Origin of the sequence: Pseudomonas trivialis, from assembly GCF_001439805.1 — a bacterium.
GTDB classification, from domain to species: domain Bacteria; phylum Pseudomonadota; class Gammaproteobacteria; order Pseudomonadales; family Pseudomonadaceae; genus Aquipseudomonas; species Aquipseudomonas trivialis.
The window spans coordinates 468,325-484,269 of the sequence record NZ_JYLK01000001.1 but is presented as its reverse complement, the minus strand read 5'-3'; the positions used below and the strand labels follow the sequence as shown (position 1 = coordinate 484,269).

The 15,945-nt window shown below is 63.5% G+C and carries 13 protein-coding genes and 1 pseudogene; 5 read left to right on the top strand and 9 right to left on the bottom strand.

What is annotated here, in order from left to right:
- Positions 1 to 16: 16 nt before the first annotated feature.
- Entirely contained in the window at positions 17 to 883 is an 867-nt protein-coding gene (locus TU79_RS02195) for an HDOD domain-containing protein (RefSeq protein ID WP_057006495.1), read from the bottom strand.
- A 144-nt stretch (positions 884 to 1,027) separates the two neighbouring features.
- Between TU79_RS02195 and TU79_RS02190 the strand changes: the two genes are divergently transcribed.
- On the top strand, positions 1,028 to 2,224 hold the full coding sequence (locus TU79_RS02190) for a class I SAM-dependent rRNA methyltransferase (RefSeq protein WP_057006494.1): 1,197 nt from the start codon (positions 1,028 to 1,030) through the stop codon (positions 2,222 to 2,224).
- A 259-nt stretch (positions 2,225 to 2,483) separates the two neighbouring features.
- Positions 2,484 to 4,325, top strand: a complete 1,842-nt coding sequence (gene ilvD / locus TU79_RS02185; protein WP_057006493.1) for a dihydroxy-acid dehydratase — start codon at positions 2,484 to 2,486, stop codon at positions 4,323 to 4,325.
- Between the two features lie 129 nt (positions 4,326 to 4,454).
- Here the strand turns inward: ilvD and TU79_RS02180 are convergent, their stop codons facing one another.
- On the bottom strand, positions 4,455 to 5,513 hold the full coding sequence (locus TU79_RS02180; RefSeq protein WP_057006492.1) for a hypothetical protein: 1,059 nt from the start codon (positions 5,511 to 5,513) through the stop codon (positions 4,455 to 4,457).
- Positions 5,514 to 5,756: 243 nt separating this feature from the next.
- Between TU79_RS02180 and TU79_RS02175 the strand changes: the two genes are divergently transcribed.
- The gene (locus TU79_RS02175; protein ID WP_057006491.1) at positions 5,757 to 7,148 is read left to right on the top strand and encodes an L-cystine transporter; all 1,392 of its coding nucleotides are present in this window, start codon (positions 5,757 to 5,759) and stop codon (positions 7,146 to 7,148) included.
- Between the two features lie 37 nt (positions 7,149 to 7,185).
- Here TU79_RS02175 and TU79_RS24980 read toward each other — a convergent pair.
- Both TU79_RS24980 and TU79_RS02170 read right to left on the bottom strand, forming a co-directional pair.
- Positions 7,186 to 7,380: pseudogene (locus tag TU79_RS24980) on the bottom strand (type II toxin-antitoxin system RelE family toxin); the annotation flags it as partial.
- Between the two features lie 47 nt (positions 7,381 to 7,427).
- Positions 7,428 to 7,940 (bottom strand): dihydrofolate reductase, encoded by a 513-nt coding sequence (locus TU79_RS02170; RefSeq protein ID WP_057006490.1) that lies wholly within the window; start codon positions 7,938 to 7,940, stop codon positions 7,428 to 7,430.
- A gap of 69 nt (positions 7,941 to 8,009) precedes the next feature.
- Here TU79_RS02170 and TU79_RS02165 point away from each other — a divergent pair, with 69 nt between their 5' ends.
- Both TU79_RS02165 and TU79_RS02160 read left to right on the top strand, forming a co-directional pair.
- A complete protein-coding gene (locus TU79_RS02165) occupies positions 8,010 to 9,389 on the top strand; it encodes a DUF2868 domain-containing protein (RefSeq protein WP_057006489.1) in 1,380 nt (459 codons plus the stop codon).
- A complete protein-coding gene (locus TU79_RS02160; RefSeq protein ID WP_057006488.1) occupies positions 9,382 to 10,740 on the top strand; it encodes a DUF3482 domain-containing protein in 1,359 nt (452 codons plus the stop codon). The genes TU79_RS02165 and TU79_RS02160 overlap by 8 nt, the downstream gene beginning before the upstream one ends.
- A gap of 9 nt (positions 10,741 to 10,749) precedes the next feature.
- Here TU79_RS02160 and TU79_RS02155 read toward each other — a convergent pair whose 3' ends face one another.
- From TU79_RS02155 to TU79_RS02135, 5 genes are all read right to left on the bottom strand, one after another.
- Positions 10,750 to 11,280 (bottom strand): thiol-disulfide oxidoreductase DCC family protein, encoded by a 531-nt coding sequence (locus tag TU79_RS02155; RefSeq protein ID WP_057006487.1) that lies wholly within the window; start codon positions 11,278 to 11,280, stop codon positions 10,750 to 10,752.
- 97 nt (positions 11,281 to 11,377) lie between these two features.
- Positions 11,378 to 11,938, bottom strand: a complete 561-nt coding sequence (locus TU79_RS02150) for a phosphonate degradation HD-domain oxygenase (RefSeq protein WP_057006486.1) — start codon at positions 11,936 to 11,938, stop codon at positions 11,378 to 11,380.
- Positions 11,938 to 13,071: a TIGR03364 family FAD-dependent oxidoreductase gene (locus TU79_RS02145; protein ID WP_057006485.1), complete on the bottom strand. Its 1,134-nt coding sequence runs from the start codon at positions 13,069 to 13,071 to the stop codon at positions 11,938 to 11,940. The genes TU79_RS02150 and TU79_RS02145 overlap by 1 nt, the downstream gene beginning before the upstream one ends.
- Before the next feature lie 124 nt (positions 13,072 to 13,195).
- Positions 13,196 to 14,218, bottom strand: coding sequence for a putative 2-aminoethylphosphonate ABC transporter substrate-binding protein (locus TU79_RS02140; RefSeq protein ID WP_057006484.1), 1,023 nt, complete (start codon positions 14,216 to 14,218; stop codon positions 13,196 to 13,198).
- A gap of 19 nt (positions 14,219 to 14,237) precedes the next feature.
- Positions 14,238 to 15,944, bottom strand: coding sequence for a putative 2-aminoethylphosphonate ABC transporter permease subunit (locus tag TU79_RS02135; protein ID WP_057006483.1), 1,707 nt, complete (start codon positions 15,942 to 15,944; stop codon positions 14,238 to 14,240).
- Position 15,945 lies beyond the last annotated feature (1 nt).

Genomic DNA, 15,945 nt, shown 5'->3' with positions numbered 1-15,945 from the left:
GCTCCTGGCTGACGGGTCAGTTCGCGCCCAGCTCGCGGATCGACAACTTCATGCTTTCAAAGTCGTAGTCCGACAGGCCGACATGATCGAGCACGAGGTGGCCGATGGCGTTCCACTCATGGTCCTCTGCCTGACCGCCCAGCACGCGATGGGAGGAACAGATGTGTTCGGCCATCTTCAGGATCGCCAGCAGGTTTTTCAGCTGCGGAGTGCGCGAGGACTCATCGCTGAAAATCGCCAGCGCATTGTGGTGGTTGGCGATGGCGTCGGTCACATGCTCCGGCAGGCGCCAGGACTTGGCCGTGTAGTAGCCAACCACCGCATGGTTGGTGTTGAACGCGTTGTTCTCGGTGTCCACCACGCGACAGTCGGCGCCGGCATTGGCGTAGGCCTGCTCGAGCACCGTCATGTAGTCGGGGAAGCGCTTGAGCATCAGCGGCACGCCGCAGTCGTGAAACAAGCCCAGGGCATAGGCTTCATCGACAGTCTGCGAGCCGGTGCGCTTGGCCAGGGTGAGGCAGGTCATGGCCACGTCCTGGGCGGTGTCCCAGAAGCGATTGAGGGTGACGATGGTGTCATCGCTCATCTCGCCCTTGATCGACTGCGCATTGATCAGGTTGATGATCGAACGGCTGCCCAGCAGGTTCACCGCGCGCTGGATCGAGGCGATCTTGTTGCTCAGGCCGTAATACGGCGAGTTGACGATTTTCAGCAGCGCGCCGGACAGGCCCGGGTCTTGGGAAATCAACCGGGCGATCACGCCCAGGTCCGGGTCGGGCATGTACTGCTCCATCTGCAAGTCCACCATGATCTGCGGTTGGGGCGGTACGCTGATACCTTGCAAGGCCTGCTGGATCTGCTCGGCGGAAAGCTCTTGGGACATAAGTACACACTCTGGGCTAGGTGGCGATTCTAACCTTTATGAAGACTTCGCCGACACCCAAATACCGAACTGAAACATGTCCGGCGGCGGGGCGAGTTACTGCACAACACGGTATACTCCCGCTCTTTTTTCCGGAGCGACGTCATGTCCCTGCCAAGCCTGCGTCTCAAAGCCAACGCCGATCGTCGTTTGCGCAACGGCCACCTGTGGGTCTACAGCAACGAAATCGACGTGGCCGCCACCCCACTCAACGGCTTCCAGGCGGGCGACCAGGCCATCCTCGAAGCGGCCGGCGGCAAGACCCTGGGCATCGTGGCCATGAGCCCGAACAACTTGATCTGCGCCCGCCTGCTGTCGCGCGACATCAAGTTGCCGCTGGACAAGTCGCTGCTGGTGCACCGCCTCAACGTCGCCCTGTCCCTGCGTGACCGCCTGTTCGACAAGCCGTTCTACCGCCTGGTCTACGGCGATTCCGACCTGCTGCCGGGTCTGGTGGTCGACCGTTTCGGCGACATCCTGGTGGTGCAGATCGCTTCCGCGACCATGGAAGCCCATAAAGACGACGTGATCGCCGCCCTCACCCAGGTGCTCAAGCCCAGCGGCATCCTGTTCAAGAACGACTCCGCCGCGCGCGACGCCGAAGGCCTCAACCGTTACGTCGAAACCGTGTTCGGCCTGGTGCCGGAGTGGGTCGCCCTGGAAGAAAACGGCGTGAAATTCGAAGCCCCGGTGATCCAGGGCCAGAAGACCGGCTGGTTCTACGACCACCGCATGAACCGCGCCCGCCTGGCCCCATACGCCAAGGGCAAACGCGTACTCGACCTGTACAGCTACATCGGCGGCTGGGGCGTGCAGGCTGCGGCGTTCGGCGCCAGTGAAGTGTTCTGCGTCGACGCCTCGTCCTTCGCCCTCGACGGCGTCGAGCGCAACGCCGCGCTGAACGGCGTGGCCGAGAAGATGACCTGCATTGAAGGCGACGTCTTTGAAGCGCTGAAAGAACTGAAAGCCAGCGAAGAACGCTTCGACGTGATCGTCGCCGACCCACCGGCCTTCATCAAACGCAAAAAAGACATGAAAAACGGCGAAGGCGCCTACCGCCGCCTGAACGAACAAGCCATGCGCCTGCTCAGCAAGGACGGCATCCTGGTCAGCGCCTCGTGCTCCATGCACCTGCCGGAAGACGACCTGCAAAACATCCTCCTCACCAGCGCCCGCCACCTGGACCGCAACATCCAGATGCTCGAACGCGGCGGCCAGGGCCCGGACCACCCGGTGCACCCGGCGATTGTCGAGACGCGGTATATCAAGAGCATTACCTGCCGGTTGTTGCCCAATAGCTGATTGAAACCCCATCATCTGTAAGCGCGAGCTTGCTCGCGCCTACAGGCAGACGGCCATTCCCTCCAGCCGCCAGCGGTGTAGAATCGGCCCTATTCATCGCCAGTCATCCCCCGGCGGGTTTATGAGCTCAAGGCCCAGGCATGCGGCGATCCCGCAACGCGAGAGGCCACTTTTGCGCACACAGCCATTTTCTGAGTGTGTCAAACGTCCATAGAAGCTCACTCCCCTCAAGAACCTGATTAGCCGCCCGGAGTGCTCCATGCCAGATTACCGCTCGAAAACATCCACCCACGGCCGCAACATGGCCGGCGCGCGCGCACTGTGGCGTGCCACGGGGATGAAGGATGACGACTTCAAGAAGCCGATCATCGCGATTGCCAACTCCTTTACCCAGTTCGTGCCCGGCCACGTGCACCTCAAGGACCTGGGCCAACTGGTTGCCCGCGAGATCGAACGCGCTGGCGGCGTAGCGAAAGAATTCAACACCATCGCCGTGGACGACGGCATCGCCATGGGCCATGACGGCATGCTGTATTCGCTGCCGAGCCGCGAGATCATCGCCGACTCCGTCGAATACATGGTCAACGCCCACTGCGCCGACGCCATTGTGTGCATCTCCAACTGCGACAAAATCACCCCCGGCATGCTGATGGCCGCCCTGCGCCTTAACATCCCGGTGATCTTCGTGTCCGGCGGCCCGATGGAAGCGGGCAAAACCAAGCTCGCCTCCCACGGCCTGGACCTGGTCGACGCCATGGTCATCGCCGCCGATTCCAGCGCCTCTGACGAGAAGGTCGCGGAATACGAGCGCAGCGCCTGCCCGACCTGCGGTTCGTGCTCCGGCATGTTCACTGCCAACTCGATGAACTGCCTGGTCGAAGCCCTGGGCCTGGCTTTGCCGGGCAACGGTTCGACGCTGGCCACCCACAGCGACCGCGAGCAGCTGTTCCTGCAGGCCGGCCGCACCATCGTCGAGCTGTGCAAGCGCTACTACACCGAGAACGATGACTCGGTATTGCCGCGCAACATCGCCAACTTCAAGGCGTTCGAAAACGCCATGACCCTGGACATCGCCATGGGCGGTTCCACCAACACCATCCTGCACTTGCTGGCCGCCGCTCAGGAAGCCGAGATCGATTTCGACCTGCGCGACATCGACCGTCTGTCCCGCCATGTGCCGCAACTGTGCAAGGTCGCGCCGAACATCCAGAAGTACCACATGGAAGACGTGCACCGCGCCGGCGGGATCTTCTCGATCCTCGGTTCCCTGGCCCGTGGCGGCCTGCTGCACACCGACCTGCCGACCGTGCACAGCAAATCCCTGGCCGAAGGCATCGCCAAATGGGACATCACCCAGACGGACGACGAAGCGGTGCATCACTTCTTCAAGGCCGGCCCGGCGGGCATCCCCACCCAGACCGCGTTCAGCCAGTCGACCCGTTGGGACACCCTGGACGACGACCGTGAAAACGGCTGCATCCGCAGCGTCGAGCACGCCTATTCCCAGGAAGGCGGACTGGCCGTGCTGTACGGCAACATCGCCCTCGACGGTTGCGTGGTGAAAACCGCCGGCGTGGATGAGTCGATCCATGTGTTCGAAGGTCGCGCCAAAATCTACGAAAGCCAGGACAGCTCGGTACGCGGCATCCTCGCTGACGAAGTGAAGGAAGGCGATATCGTGATCATCCGCTACGAAGGCCCGAAAGGCGGCCCGGGCATGCAGGAGATGCTCTACCCCACGTCCTATCTGAAGTCCAAGGGCCTGGGCAAAGCCTGCGCCCTGCTCACCGATGGCCGTTTCTCCGGCGGCACCTCGGGCCTGTCCATCGGCCACGCTTCACCGGAAGCCGCTGCCGGCGGCGCGATTGGCCTGGTGCAGGATGGCGACAAGGTGCTGATCGACATTCCGAACCGCTCGATCAACCTGTTGGTCAGCGATGAAGAACTGGCGGCACGCCGGGTCGAGCAGGACAAGAAGGGCTGGAAGCCGGTGGAGAAGCGTCCGCGCAAAGTCACCACCGCCTTGAAGGCCTACGCGCTGTTGGCCACCAGTGCCGACAAGGGCGCGGTGCGCAACAAGGCGATGCTCGACGGCCTTTAAACCTCGCCCATAAAAATGCCCCGCCAGGTGCGGGGCATTTTTTTGCCTGGAGAAAATCCCCGGACAATGAGGATCAAAAATGTGGGAGGGGGCCTGCTCCCTCCCACAGTTGCCCGTGTACACCCGGAGTTACTGAATCTCCTCAGGCTTCACAATCACCCAGTTTTTGTCCGCCGTCACCGGCAGCCCTTCCTTGGCCTGCGCCGCTGCGTGCCTGGCCATCATGCCGTTCAGTTGGGTCATGTATTTGTCCTTGCGGTTGATCCACAGGTGGATGCCGCCCTTGGCCACGTCCACGTCGTGGAACAGCATGTAGCCATCGCTGGTCGGTGTGTCGCCGCCGACGATCACCGGTTTTTTCCATTCGTCGATGTAGGTGAGGATCGCTGCGTGCTTGCCGGCCATCCAGGTCGCCGGGGTCCACAGGTAGGGGGTGAGCTCCAGGCCGAGGTTGGCCTTCTCGTCATACTTGCCGGCAGCGATCTGTTTACGTGCGGTGGTCAGCTCGCCGGTCTTGCGGTCCTTGAGCAGGGTGCTTACGCCGATAACGTTTTCGGGTTTGACGTTGTAGCCGTACTTCGGATCGGCCGCGACCATGCGCACCAGCTCCTCGGACGCGGCAGTCATCACGTACACCTCAATGCCGTTTTCCATCAGCTTGTTGTACAGCTCGGCCTGGCCGGTGAAGACCTTCGGCGGCTGCACCTCGGATTGCTTCACCCCGTCGCCTTCGAAATAGCTGACCGGCACCGGTTTGCCGGACGCCATCAGCTCATCCACCTGCACCTTCAGCTCCTTGAGGGTGAAGCCGGAGAACACCTGGGCCACCCACGGGTAGCAGACCATGTCGTCCACTTCGCACAGGCGATAGTAGTAACTGAACAGGCTCTCCTTGTGCTCGGCGGTGTCTTTGAACGGCATCAGCTTGAGCGAGGGGTCGAGACTGTCACGGGTAATCAGCCCCTTGTTTTCCATGAAAGGCAGCAGGGATTCTTCGAGGTCGTAGCGGTAGCTGGTGTTGTCCATGTCGAAGACCGCGTAGTTACCCTTGTTGGCGTTGGCCGCGATCATTTCGTTGAGTTGCTTGGCGGCCGGCGCGGGCCAGTGTTTCAACTCGGTGGCAGCGAACGCCTGACTGGCGAGACCGAGGCAAAGTGCGGCGGCAAGAAGTTTCGGCGCGAGCTTCATAGGCGTTGATTCCCTGAGTTGAAAGACACCGACCCTAACAAATCCCTGTGACAGTTCCCATGTCGTGCACGACCGCGCGCTTCGTGATTGCGGCAGGCGCATACGCTTGAACGTCACTCGCTTATTCCAAAAACGACAGTCACCATTCCATATCGGTATTAAATCAATATATTTCAAGGTGTTAGCCTCCCCGGTTCGCAATCGCAGGCTCTCGCGATTGGCTGCCTTCTCATTGGAGCTTCAATGAATCTGCCCCTGATCCTCAACTTGCTGGTGTTCGTGGCCCTGCTGCTAGGCCTGGCACAAACCCGTCGCACGAACTGGAGCCTGGCGAAAAAGGTGCTGCTTGCCTTGGCGCTTGGCGTTGCGTTCGGTGTGGTATTGCACGCCATCTACGGCGCCGGGCACCCGGTGCTCAAGGCCTCGATCGGCTGGTTCGACCTGGTCGGCAACGGCTACGTGCAACTGCTGCAAATGATCGTGATCCCGCTGGTGTTCGCCTCGATCCTCAGTGCCGTGGCGCGCCTGCATAACGCCTCGTCCCTGGGCAAGATCAGCTTCCTGACCATCGGCACGCTGCTGTTCACCACGGCGATTGCGGCATTGATCGGCATCGGCCTGACCAACCTGTTCGGCCTCACCGCCGAAGGGCTGGTGGCCGGCACCCAGGAAATGGCGCGTCTGCAAGTGATCCAAAGCGACTACGCGGGCAAGGTCGCCGACCTGAATGTCCCGCAATTGCTGCTGTCGTTCGTGCCGGCCAACCCGTTCGCCGACCTGGCCCGGGCCAAGCCGACGTCGATCATCAGCGTGGTGATCTTCGCCGCGTTCCTCGGGGTTGCCGCACTGCAACTGCTCAAGGACGACGTGGAAAAAGGCCGCAAGGTCGTCAACGCCATCGACACCCTGCAAGCCTGGGTGATGCGCCTGGTGCGCCTGGTGATGAAACTGACGCCGTATGGTGTATTGGCGCTGATGACCAAGGTGGTCGCCGGCTCCAACCTGCAGGACATCATCAAGCTCGGCAGTTTCGTGCTGGTGTCGTACCTGGCGCTGGGCCTGATGTTTGTGGTGCACGGCCTGCTGCTGTCGCTGGCCGGGGTCAACCCGCTGCGTTTTTTCCGCAAGGTGTGGCCGGTGCTGACCTTTGCCTTCACCAGCCGCTCCAGCGCGGCGACGATTCCGTTGAGCATTGAGGCGCAGACCCGTCGCCTGGGCATCCCGCAATCCATCGCCGGCTTTGCCGCCTCGTTCGGCGCGACCATCGGCCAGAACGGCTGCGCCGGTCTCTACCCGGCGATGCTGGCGGTGATGGTGGCGCCGACCGTGGGCATCAACCCGCTGGACCCGCTGTGGATCGCGACCCTGGTGGCGATTGTGACCTTGAGTTCGGCCGGTGTGGCCGGCGTGGGCGGCGGCGCGACCTTTGCCGCGTTGATCGTACTGCCGGCGATGGGCTTGCCGGTGTCACTGGTGGCGCTGCTGATTTCAGTGGAACCGCTGATCGACATGGGCCGCACGGCGCTGAACGTGAACGGCTCGATGACGGCGGGTGCGATTACCAGCCAGGTCATGGGGCAGACGGATAAGGCCTTGCTGGAGGCCGATGAGCATGCCGAGTTAGCGCAGGCCTGACGAAATAAGCGGGCAGGGAGTTCACTCCCTGCAAGCTCAAACGATCATCCGCTTTTCGGTAAACCTCATCACGCTCACGCCTATCTACGGGCAAACCATGCAGACGGCTGGCCTCAATGCGTGGATTGATCAATATTTCAACCAACTTCTTTTTAAACTGCTGACGAACGGTATCGCCCAGTTCGTGCCACTCCTTCAAAGCGCGTGCATCAAACTCGAGTTCATAGGTCATCCAACGAAACCTTTACTCGCTGCGGTACTGCCAGCCGCTCCCCCAGGTCAGGCTTTTTCCCACACTTCGAAGTTGTACGCCGGCTTATCCCCCTCGGCCGCATTCTCAACCGTCGACACCAGCCTCCACTGGCTGCGATCAAACTCGGGAAACCACGCATCCCCCTCCGGGCTCAGCGCCACTCGCGTCAGATAAAGCCGATCCGCCTGTTCCAGCGCCTGCGCATACAATTGCGCGCCGCCGATCAGCATCAGCTCGTCCACACCTTGCGCCAGCGCCCATTGTTCAGCGCGTTGCAACGCCGCCTCCAGTGACGGAAAAACTTGCGCACCTTCAAGCGCCAGATCGGTCTGACGGCTGACCACCAGGTTCAAGCGCCCCGGCAACGGTCGGCCGAGGGAATCCCAGGTCTTGCGCCCCATGATGATCGGCTTGCCGAGGGTGGTGGCCTTGAAATATTTGAAATCCCCCGGCAAGTGCCAGGGCATGCTGTTGTCGACGCCGATCACGCGGTTTTCACCGAGGGCTGCGATCAGGCTTAAAGGGAGAGTTTTTTTCATGGCGACGAGAATACCAGAGGTGCGAGCCAGCGGTTATGCTCCAGGCTCACGAACACACCAGGACCGCGCGTGACTGCACTGACCCCCCTGCAAAAACTCTGGCTGACGGAAACCGTGCGCCTGCGCGAAGAACACGCCGGCCCGCTGGAAGACCTTGAAGCCAACCGCCTGGCCCGCACGGCCGGTGGCGACCTGCCGACGCGCATTGTGCACCGCGCCCTGCACCTGGCCGAGCGCGACGGGCTGAGCGCCGCCCTCACCCGCTGGCTGCAAGGTGCGCGTCTGGCGCTGGTGTTGCTGGCCATCGTCGCCGTGATCAGCGGCGCCGGCCTGGGGTTTGCCGCGCTGGGTAACGGCCTTGTGCCCGTGAATGTGTTCTGGGCCCTGGGCAGCCTGCTTGGTTTGAACCTGATCCTGTTGATGAGCTGGGCACTGGGCCTGCTGTTTGCCGGCGAACACAGCGCCAGCCTCGGGCGCCTGTGGCTGTGGCTCAGCGAAAAACTTGCCCGCGACGCCAAGGCCGCGCAGCTGGCGCCCGCCCTGTTGCTGCTGTTGCAGCGCCGCAAACTCAATCGCTGGGCGGTCGGCGTGCTGGTCAACAGCCTGTGGCTGCTGGCCCTGCTCAGCGCCCTGGTGATTGTGTTGACACTGCTCGCCACCCGCCGCTACGGCTTCGTGTGGGAAACCACCCTCCTCGGTGCCGACAGCTTTGTCGCCGTGACCCAGGCCCTCGGCGCCGTGCCCGCCGCGCTCGGTTTCAACGTGCCCAACGTCGAGATGATCCGTGCCAGCGGCGACGCCGCGCTGACTGTCGAAAGCGCCCGCCAGGCTTGGGCGGCCTGGCTGGTCGGTGTATCGCTGGTGTACGGCGTGCTGCCTAGACTGGTCCTCGCCCTGCTGTGCCTGTGGCGCTGGAAACACGGGCGCGCCGCCCTGAGCCTGGACCTCAACCTGCCCGGCTACAGTCAACTGCGCGAGCGGCTGATGCCGAGCAGCGAGCGCCTTGGGGTCAACGATGCCGCGCCACAACAGCTGCATCACGTCACCGGCGGCATCAGCGACCTGGCGAGCGACGGCGCCCTGCTGGTGGCCATCGAACTGGACGATCAGCGCAGCTGGCCGCCGAAACTGCCCGCCAACGTTAAGCACGCCGGCATCCTCGACAGCCGCGAATCACGCAACACGCTGCTGGAACAACTCTCGCGCTTCCCGCCCGCGCGCCTGGCCATCGCCTGCGACCCGCGCCGCTCGCCGGATCGCGGCAGTCTGGCGCTGATCGCCGAACTGGCGCGCAGTGCCACCGCCACCCGCGTGTGGCTGCTGCAAGCGCCGCCCGGCCAGGCGCTGGACGCCGAGCGCCTGGGCGATTGGCACAGCGCGCTGCAACAGTTGGAGCTGCCCTTCGCCGACAGCGCGCCACTGAACTGGCTGGAGACCGGTCATGACTAAACCGCTGACACTTGCCGTGGTCGGCCACACCAACGTGGGCAAGACCTCACTGCTGCGCACCCTCACCCGTGACGTGGGGTTCGGCGAGGTCTCCCATCGCCCCAGTACCACGCGGCATGTGGAAGGCGCGCGCCTGTCGGTGGACGGCGAAGCCTTGCTGGAACTGTACGACACGCCCGGTCTGGAAGATGCCATCGCCCTGCTCGACTACCTGGAACGCCTCGACCGCCCCGGCGAACGCCTTGATGGGCCGGCGCGTCTGGCCCGCTTCCTCGACGGCAGCGAAGCGCGCCAGCGTTTCGAACAGGAGGCCAAGGTGCTGCGCCAACTGCTGGCCTCGGACGCCGGCCTGTATGTGATCGACGCCCGCGAGCCGGTGCTGGCCAAGTACCGCGACGAGCTGCAGGTACTGGCCAGTTGCGGCAAACCGTTGCTGCCGGTGCTCAATTTTGTCAGCAGCAGCGAGCACCGCGAGCCGGACTGGCGCGAGGCCCTGGCGCGCCTGGGCCTGCATGCGCTGGTGCGTTTCGACAGCGTGGCGCCGCCCGAAGACGGTGAACGCCGCCTGTACGAAAGCCTGGCCCTGCTGCTGGAAAACGCTCGACCACAACTGGAACGCTTGATTCTCGACCAGGACGCCCAACGCCAGGCCCGCCAGCAAAGCGCCGCCCGCTTGATCGCCGAGCTGTTGATTGATTGCGCCGCATGCCGACGCAGCGTGGTTACCGAAGATGAGCAGCAAGCCGTCGGCGATCTGCGCAAGGCCGTGCGCCAGCGCGAACAAAAATGCGTGGAGGCGTTGCTCAAGCTGTTCGGCTTCCGCCCCCAGGACGCCGCCGCCAGCGACCTGCCACTGCTGGACGGGCGCTGGGGCGATGACCTGTTCAACCCGGAAACCCTCAAGCAATTGGGCGTGCGCGTCGGCAGCGGGATCGCCGCCGGCGCAGCAGCGGGTGCCGGCGTGGATTTACTGGTCGGCGGCCTGACCCTCGGCGCCGCCGCGCTTGCCGGCGCCATTGCCGGTGGCGCGCTGCAAACCGCGCGCAGCTACGGCAGCCGCCTGCTGGGCAAGATCAAGGGCCAGCGCGAGCTGACCGTCGACGACAGCGTGTTGCGCCTGCTCGCCCTGCGCCAGCGTCAGTTGCTCAAGGCCCTGAACCTGCGCGGCCATGCGGCGATGCACAGCATCAAGGTGGACACGCCCCAGGACAAAACCTGGCGCGAAGGCAAGCTGCCGGACGCGCTGCACAAGGCCCGTGCCCATCCGCAGTGGTCGTCCCTCAACCCCTACGCCAAGCTCAGCCAGGCCGAGCGCCAGGAACAGGTCGAAGCACTGGCCCACACACTCTGAAACGGCCCACTACTGCCATCCCAGCTTCAGATAACCGTTGATCATGCGTTGCAGGGCTTGCCGATCAACCGTGTCGAACTGGTCATGGGGCAGTGTGTCGTCGTCCAATTGCATAACACCCTTCCCGTCAGGGTCGCTGACGGTCAGGCTAAGATTGAGCCGTTCCCTATCGAGCCCTGGCTTTTCGTTCTGATAGAAATCCAGGCGGATATCCACCGGGTGGTGGGCGGTGTCAAAGCGGCTCACATAAAAGTTTATCGAGCGATTCGGCATCGAGGGTCGGCTGAGCCAGCCCAATTTCAATGCACTGTTGGCGAAGTGCTTCAGCAGCGCGCGGTCTTGCATGTCGGACACACCATTGCCATCGATGTCTCCCGTGATCTGATAATCGACCAGGCCATCGGCCGAGATATCCACGGCTGTCGCCTTGCGCACCAGTTCGTCCGGCAACTGTGGGCTTCGTTGAAAAAACAGCAACGTGACGGTGTCGGCCTGAGCATTGGCACTCTGGTCCTTCACGAAAACTTTCAAATAACGCATCAGTACGGCTCCCTTGTTCAAAGGGAGCACCTTACTCAGCCCTGAAAGGTTGACTCCAGACGCCTGTGCTGTGTATTGCGTGAGAATCGCGCCGATCTTATGCAGGCAACCCCAGCAGCCTTCGGGCCTTGCACTTCAATAACTCCAGGTCCACGACCGGCACGTGCATTGCCTTGGCCTGCTCGTCCCAATGGCGCATGCGCAGGCTGACCTCGCAGAGCGGATCCTGCTCGAAAGTCTGGGCCTCTTCGGCCGTCATCACGCCGCCCTGGTAACCCAGCGTGCGCAGGCTGGCTTCGCTCAGGCGCGCGTAGTAGTGCGGCTGAGTGAAGGTCAGGTAGCGCTTGGCCTGCACGTGATACTCCACCAGCTTGGCCAGGCGTTCGCTGAAACCGGCACGGCGCAGGTAGTCCGCGCCCAGCCGCTCATGGCTGACCACGCCATAACCGCCCATGTTCTCGCCGCCCTGCCCGCACAAGTGGCCGATATCGTGGAAGAACGCCGCCAGCACCACTTCATCGTCAAAGCCCTCGGCCATCGCTTGCTGCGCGGCCTGGGACATGTGCTCGAGCTGCGACACCGGCTCGCCGATGTAATCCGCCGTGCCGTGCTGCTCGTACAAGCCGAATACCGCGGCTATCGCCTGCTCCCGGTCCATCACGCCTTCCCCCACAACGTAGTGATATTGCGCTCGCCGAGCGCCGGGCCCACGCTCATGCCCACGCCGGTGTGCATCAACGCCGCGCTCACGCCCGGAGCCGCGCGCAGGAATGAAAACGGCCCCGGCCCCCGCGAGCCATACACGCCCTGCCAACGTTCGACCACCTGGACCTTGCCGCCCAGGGTCTGCTCGGCCAGTTCGATCAGCCAGTCGTCGACCTGCTCGGCATTGAACGGCGAGGCATCGCTGCCGTAGTCGTGGGAATCACCGATGATCAGTTCGCCATGGGGCGTGGGGCTGATCAGCAGGTGAATGCCGTGTTCATGCAAGTGCGGCGCCTCACGCAGGATCTGCGCCTGCACCGGCGCGGCTTCGGGCAAGTCGGCAAACGCGCCGTAGTGCACGCAACTGAGGCCTGTGAGCAAGGCGTGTTGCAGGTTCAGGTTGTGCGCAGGCCGGGCGCGCAGCATTTGCAGGCGGCAGATATGCGGGTTGAGCTGGGCAATCGGTTCGGCCAGCAGGGTCTGGTAGTCGTGGCCGGAGCAGACAATGATCTGCTCACCGCGAAAACTCCCCGCCGTGCTGTGCAACTGGCCAGGTTCGACGTCGCGCACCAGCGTGGAAAAATAGAACGCCACGTTCAGCGCCTGGCTGAGGTAGTGGATCAGCGCGGGGATCGCTTCGCGCGAGTACAGTTGCTGATCGTCCTTGCCATGCAGCGCGGCGCGGTGATGACGGAACTGGCCGCCGTACAGGCTCCGCATCGCGGTGCCCTGCAGCAGCTCGACGTTGTAGCCGTGCTCACGGGCACGCCCGGCGCAGAAGGCTTCGAGCAGGTGCTCTTCGGCTTCGGTGCGGGCGAACAGGTACGCGCCATTGCGCTTGAGTTGCAGCCCGGCGACCTCGGCCCAGTGCCCCCAGATGGCGCGGCTCTCCCGCGCCAGGTCAAGCATCGTGCCTGGCGGCTGGCCGGTGACCAGGGCCTGGCCGAAGTTGCGCACCGAGGCGCCCAGCGGCGTGGCGCTGCGCTCGAACACCTTGACCCTGAGGCCGCGCCTGGCGGCGGCGTAGGCGTGGGACAGGCCGAGGATGCCGGCGCCGACGATTAACAGATCACTGTGTTGTGTCATGGAGTGATGTCCTGAATTGAAGACCGCTATCGCAGGCGAGCCCCCTCCCACCGTTGGTGTGCGAACACATTCAAATGTGGGAGGGGGCTTGCTCCCGATGAGGCCATCAGCCTTAAAGAAAACCTTACTGGCCCGCCACCTTCTCCGACTTGCCGTCATAGCGCTTGCGCCACTCGGTGAGGATGCCGTCGCGGTTTTTCGACGCCCACGCAAAGTCATTCTTGATCAGGCGCTGCTCGTAGTCCGCCGGCAATTCGGTCTGCGGCTTGGCGATGCCCGGTTGGGCGAGCACGGCGAAGTTGTCCTTGTACAGGTCCATCGCCGCCGGGCTGGCGGAGAAGTCGGCGAGCTTTTTGGCCGCGTCGGCGTGGGCGGTGCCCTTCATCACAGCGGTGGCTTCAATGTCCCAGCCCAGGCCTTCCTTGGGCAGGATGATGTCCAGCGGCGCGCCCTGGCGTTTCAACTGCACGGCCGGGTATTCAAACGAGATACCAATCGGGAATTCCCCGGAAGCGGCCAGCTTGCACGGCTTGGAGCCGGAGTGAACGTACTGGCCGATGTTCTGGTGCAGGTCGTCCATGTACTGCCACCCCTGCTTCTCGCCGAAGGTTTGCAGCCAGGCGCTGACGTCGAGGAAGCCAGTGCCGGACGACGCCGGGTTGGGCATCACGATCTTGCCCTTGTATTCGGGTTTGGTCAGGTCCTGCCAGCTCACCGGTTTGGTCAGGCCCTGTTTCTCGGCTTCAACGGTGTTGAAGCAAATGGTCGCCGCCCATACGTCCATGCCGACCCAGGCCGGTGGGTTGGCGGCGTCACGGTAGTTTTTGCCGATCTTGTCCAGATCCTTCGGCGCGTAGTTCTCGAGCATGCCCTGCTGATCGAGGATCGCCAGGCTCGACGCCGCCAGGCCCCACACCACGTCAGCCTGCGGGCGGGCTTTTTCGGCCAGCAGCTTGGCGGTGATGATGCCGGTGGAGTCACGCACCCATTTGATCTCGACGTCGGGGTTGGCTTTTTCGAAAGCTTGTTTGTAGGTCTTGAGCTGCTCGGCTTCGAGGGCCGTGTACACGGTCAGTTCGGTCTTGGCGAAGGCATTCAGGCTGAATGCGGTGAGGACGGCAGCGACCAGCGTCAGGGGCTTGAACATGGAACACCTCCTTCAAGGGTTATTGGCCGGGCGCGCTCTGGCGCCAGGCTTGAGAGCGGCGCAACGCGCCACGTGAGGCCCACGCCAGCAGCAGCGAGACGCTGCCTGAGGTGAACAGAATCAGGGTCGACATCGCCGCCGCGCCGCCCACATTGCCGGCGTCGTCCATGTTCAACACGGCGACGGCGGCGAGGATGGTGTCGGGGCTGTAGAGGAAGATGGCGGCGGACACGGTGGTCATCGCCGACACAAACAGGTAGCGCACGATGTCCAGCAGCGCCGGCAGGCAGATCGGCACGGTCACGCGCAAATAATGGCGGTACAGCGGTGCCTTGAGGGACAGGGCAGCGGCTTCGAACTCGGCGTCCAGCTGGCGCAGCGCAGTGGTGGCGGTCATCTGCGCGGTGGTCAAATAATGTGCAATGGTGCACACCACCAGCAGGGTCATGGTCCCGTAGAACACATGCAGCGGGTTGCCGTTGAGATTGAAAAAGAACACGTAGCCCAGGCCCAAAACCAGACCCGGCACCGCCATCGGCACGAAGCTGAGCAGGCGCAGGGCCAGGTTCAGGCCCTTCTGACCCTTGGTTTTTTCCATCAGGTAAGCGCCGGTGAAGATCAGCACGCTGCCGATCAATGCGCTGCACGACGCCAGGATCAGGCTGTTGCGATAGGCCAGCCAGCCGCCGCCGGCGGTGTCTTCGAACTGGTAGTGACTGAGCGACAGCGACAGGTTGTACGGCCAGAATTTCACCAGCGAGGAGTACACCGCCATGCCAAACACCAGCAACAGCGCGGCGCAGATCAGCACCACGATGGCCAGGTAGCAGGCGTCCCGTGCCCGCGATGTCGCCGGCCGGAAGACCTGGGCGCGGCCGCTCATGGCGTCGCCGTGGCGACGACGCAACCAGGTATCCACGCCAAAGCTGAACAGCGCCGGCAGCAGCAACACCATGCCGATCAACGCGCCGCGCCCAAACTGTTGCTGGCCGACCACCGCTTTGTAGGCTTCCAGCGCCAGCACCTGATAATCACCGCCCACCACCACCGGCACGCCGAAGTCGGTGATGGTGAGGGTAAACACCAGGCAGAACGCGGCGAACACGGCCTGGCGCGTGGCCGGCCAGGTGATGCTGCGAAACGCCCGGGCGGGGCTGGCGCCCATGCTCGATGCGGCGTCGAACAGCCGCGCATCCGCCAGCGAGAGCGCCGACAGCAGAATCATCAAAGCGTGTGGGAAGGTGTAGATCACCTCCCCCAGCACGATCCCCCAGAAGCCGTAGATATTGTCCGCGAGCAAGCCGCGCAGCAGGCCCTGGTTGCCGAACAGGTAGACCAGCGCAATGCCCGGCAGCATCGACGGGGCCATCAGCGGCAGCAGCGACAGGCCGCGCCAGAGCGGCTTGGCGGGGATCAACGTGCGTTGCAGGGCGTAGGCAAACAGGTAGGCCAGCGGTACGACAATCGCCGCCACGCTGAGGGAGACTTTCAGGCTGTTGCCCAGTAGCCAGTGGAAGTTGTCGCTGCTGACCAGCGCGCGCGCCGCCACCAGCCCGCCGCCCTGCCCGGCCTCGCTGCTGAAGCCGCGCCAGAAGATCGCCAGCAATGGCAGCAGGACCGCGACGCCCAGCAGCAGCAACCACACCAGCTTGCCGCCGAGCACGAACAGGCGGTCGCCCATTTCAGCGCGGGACACCTGGCGCGGCAACGTCATGACCGCCGCCATC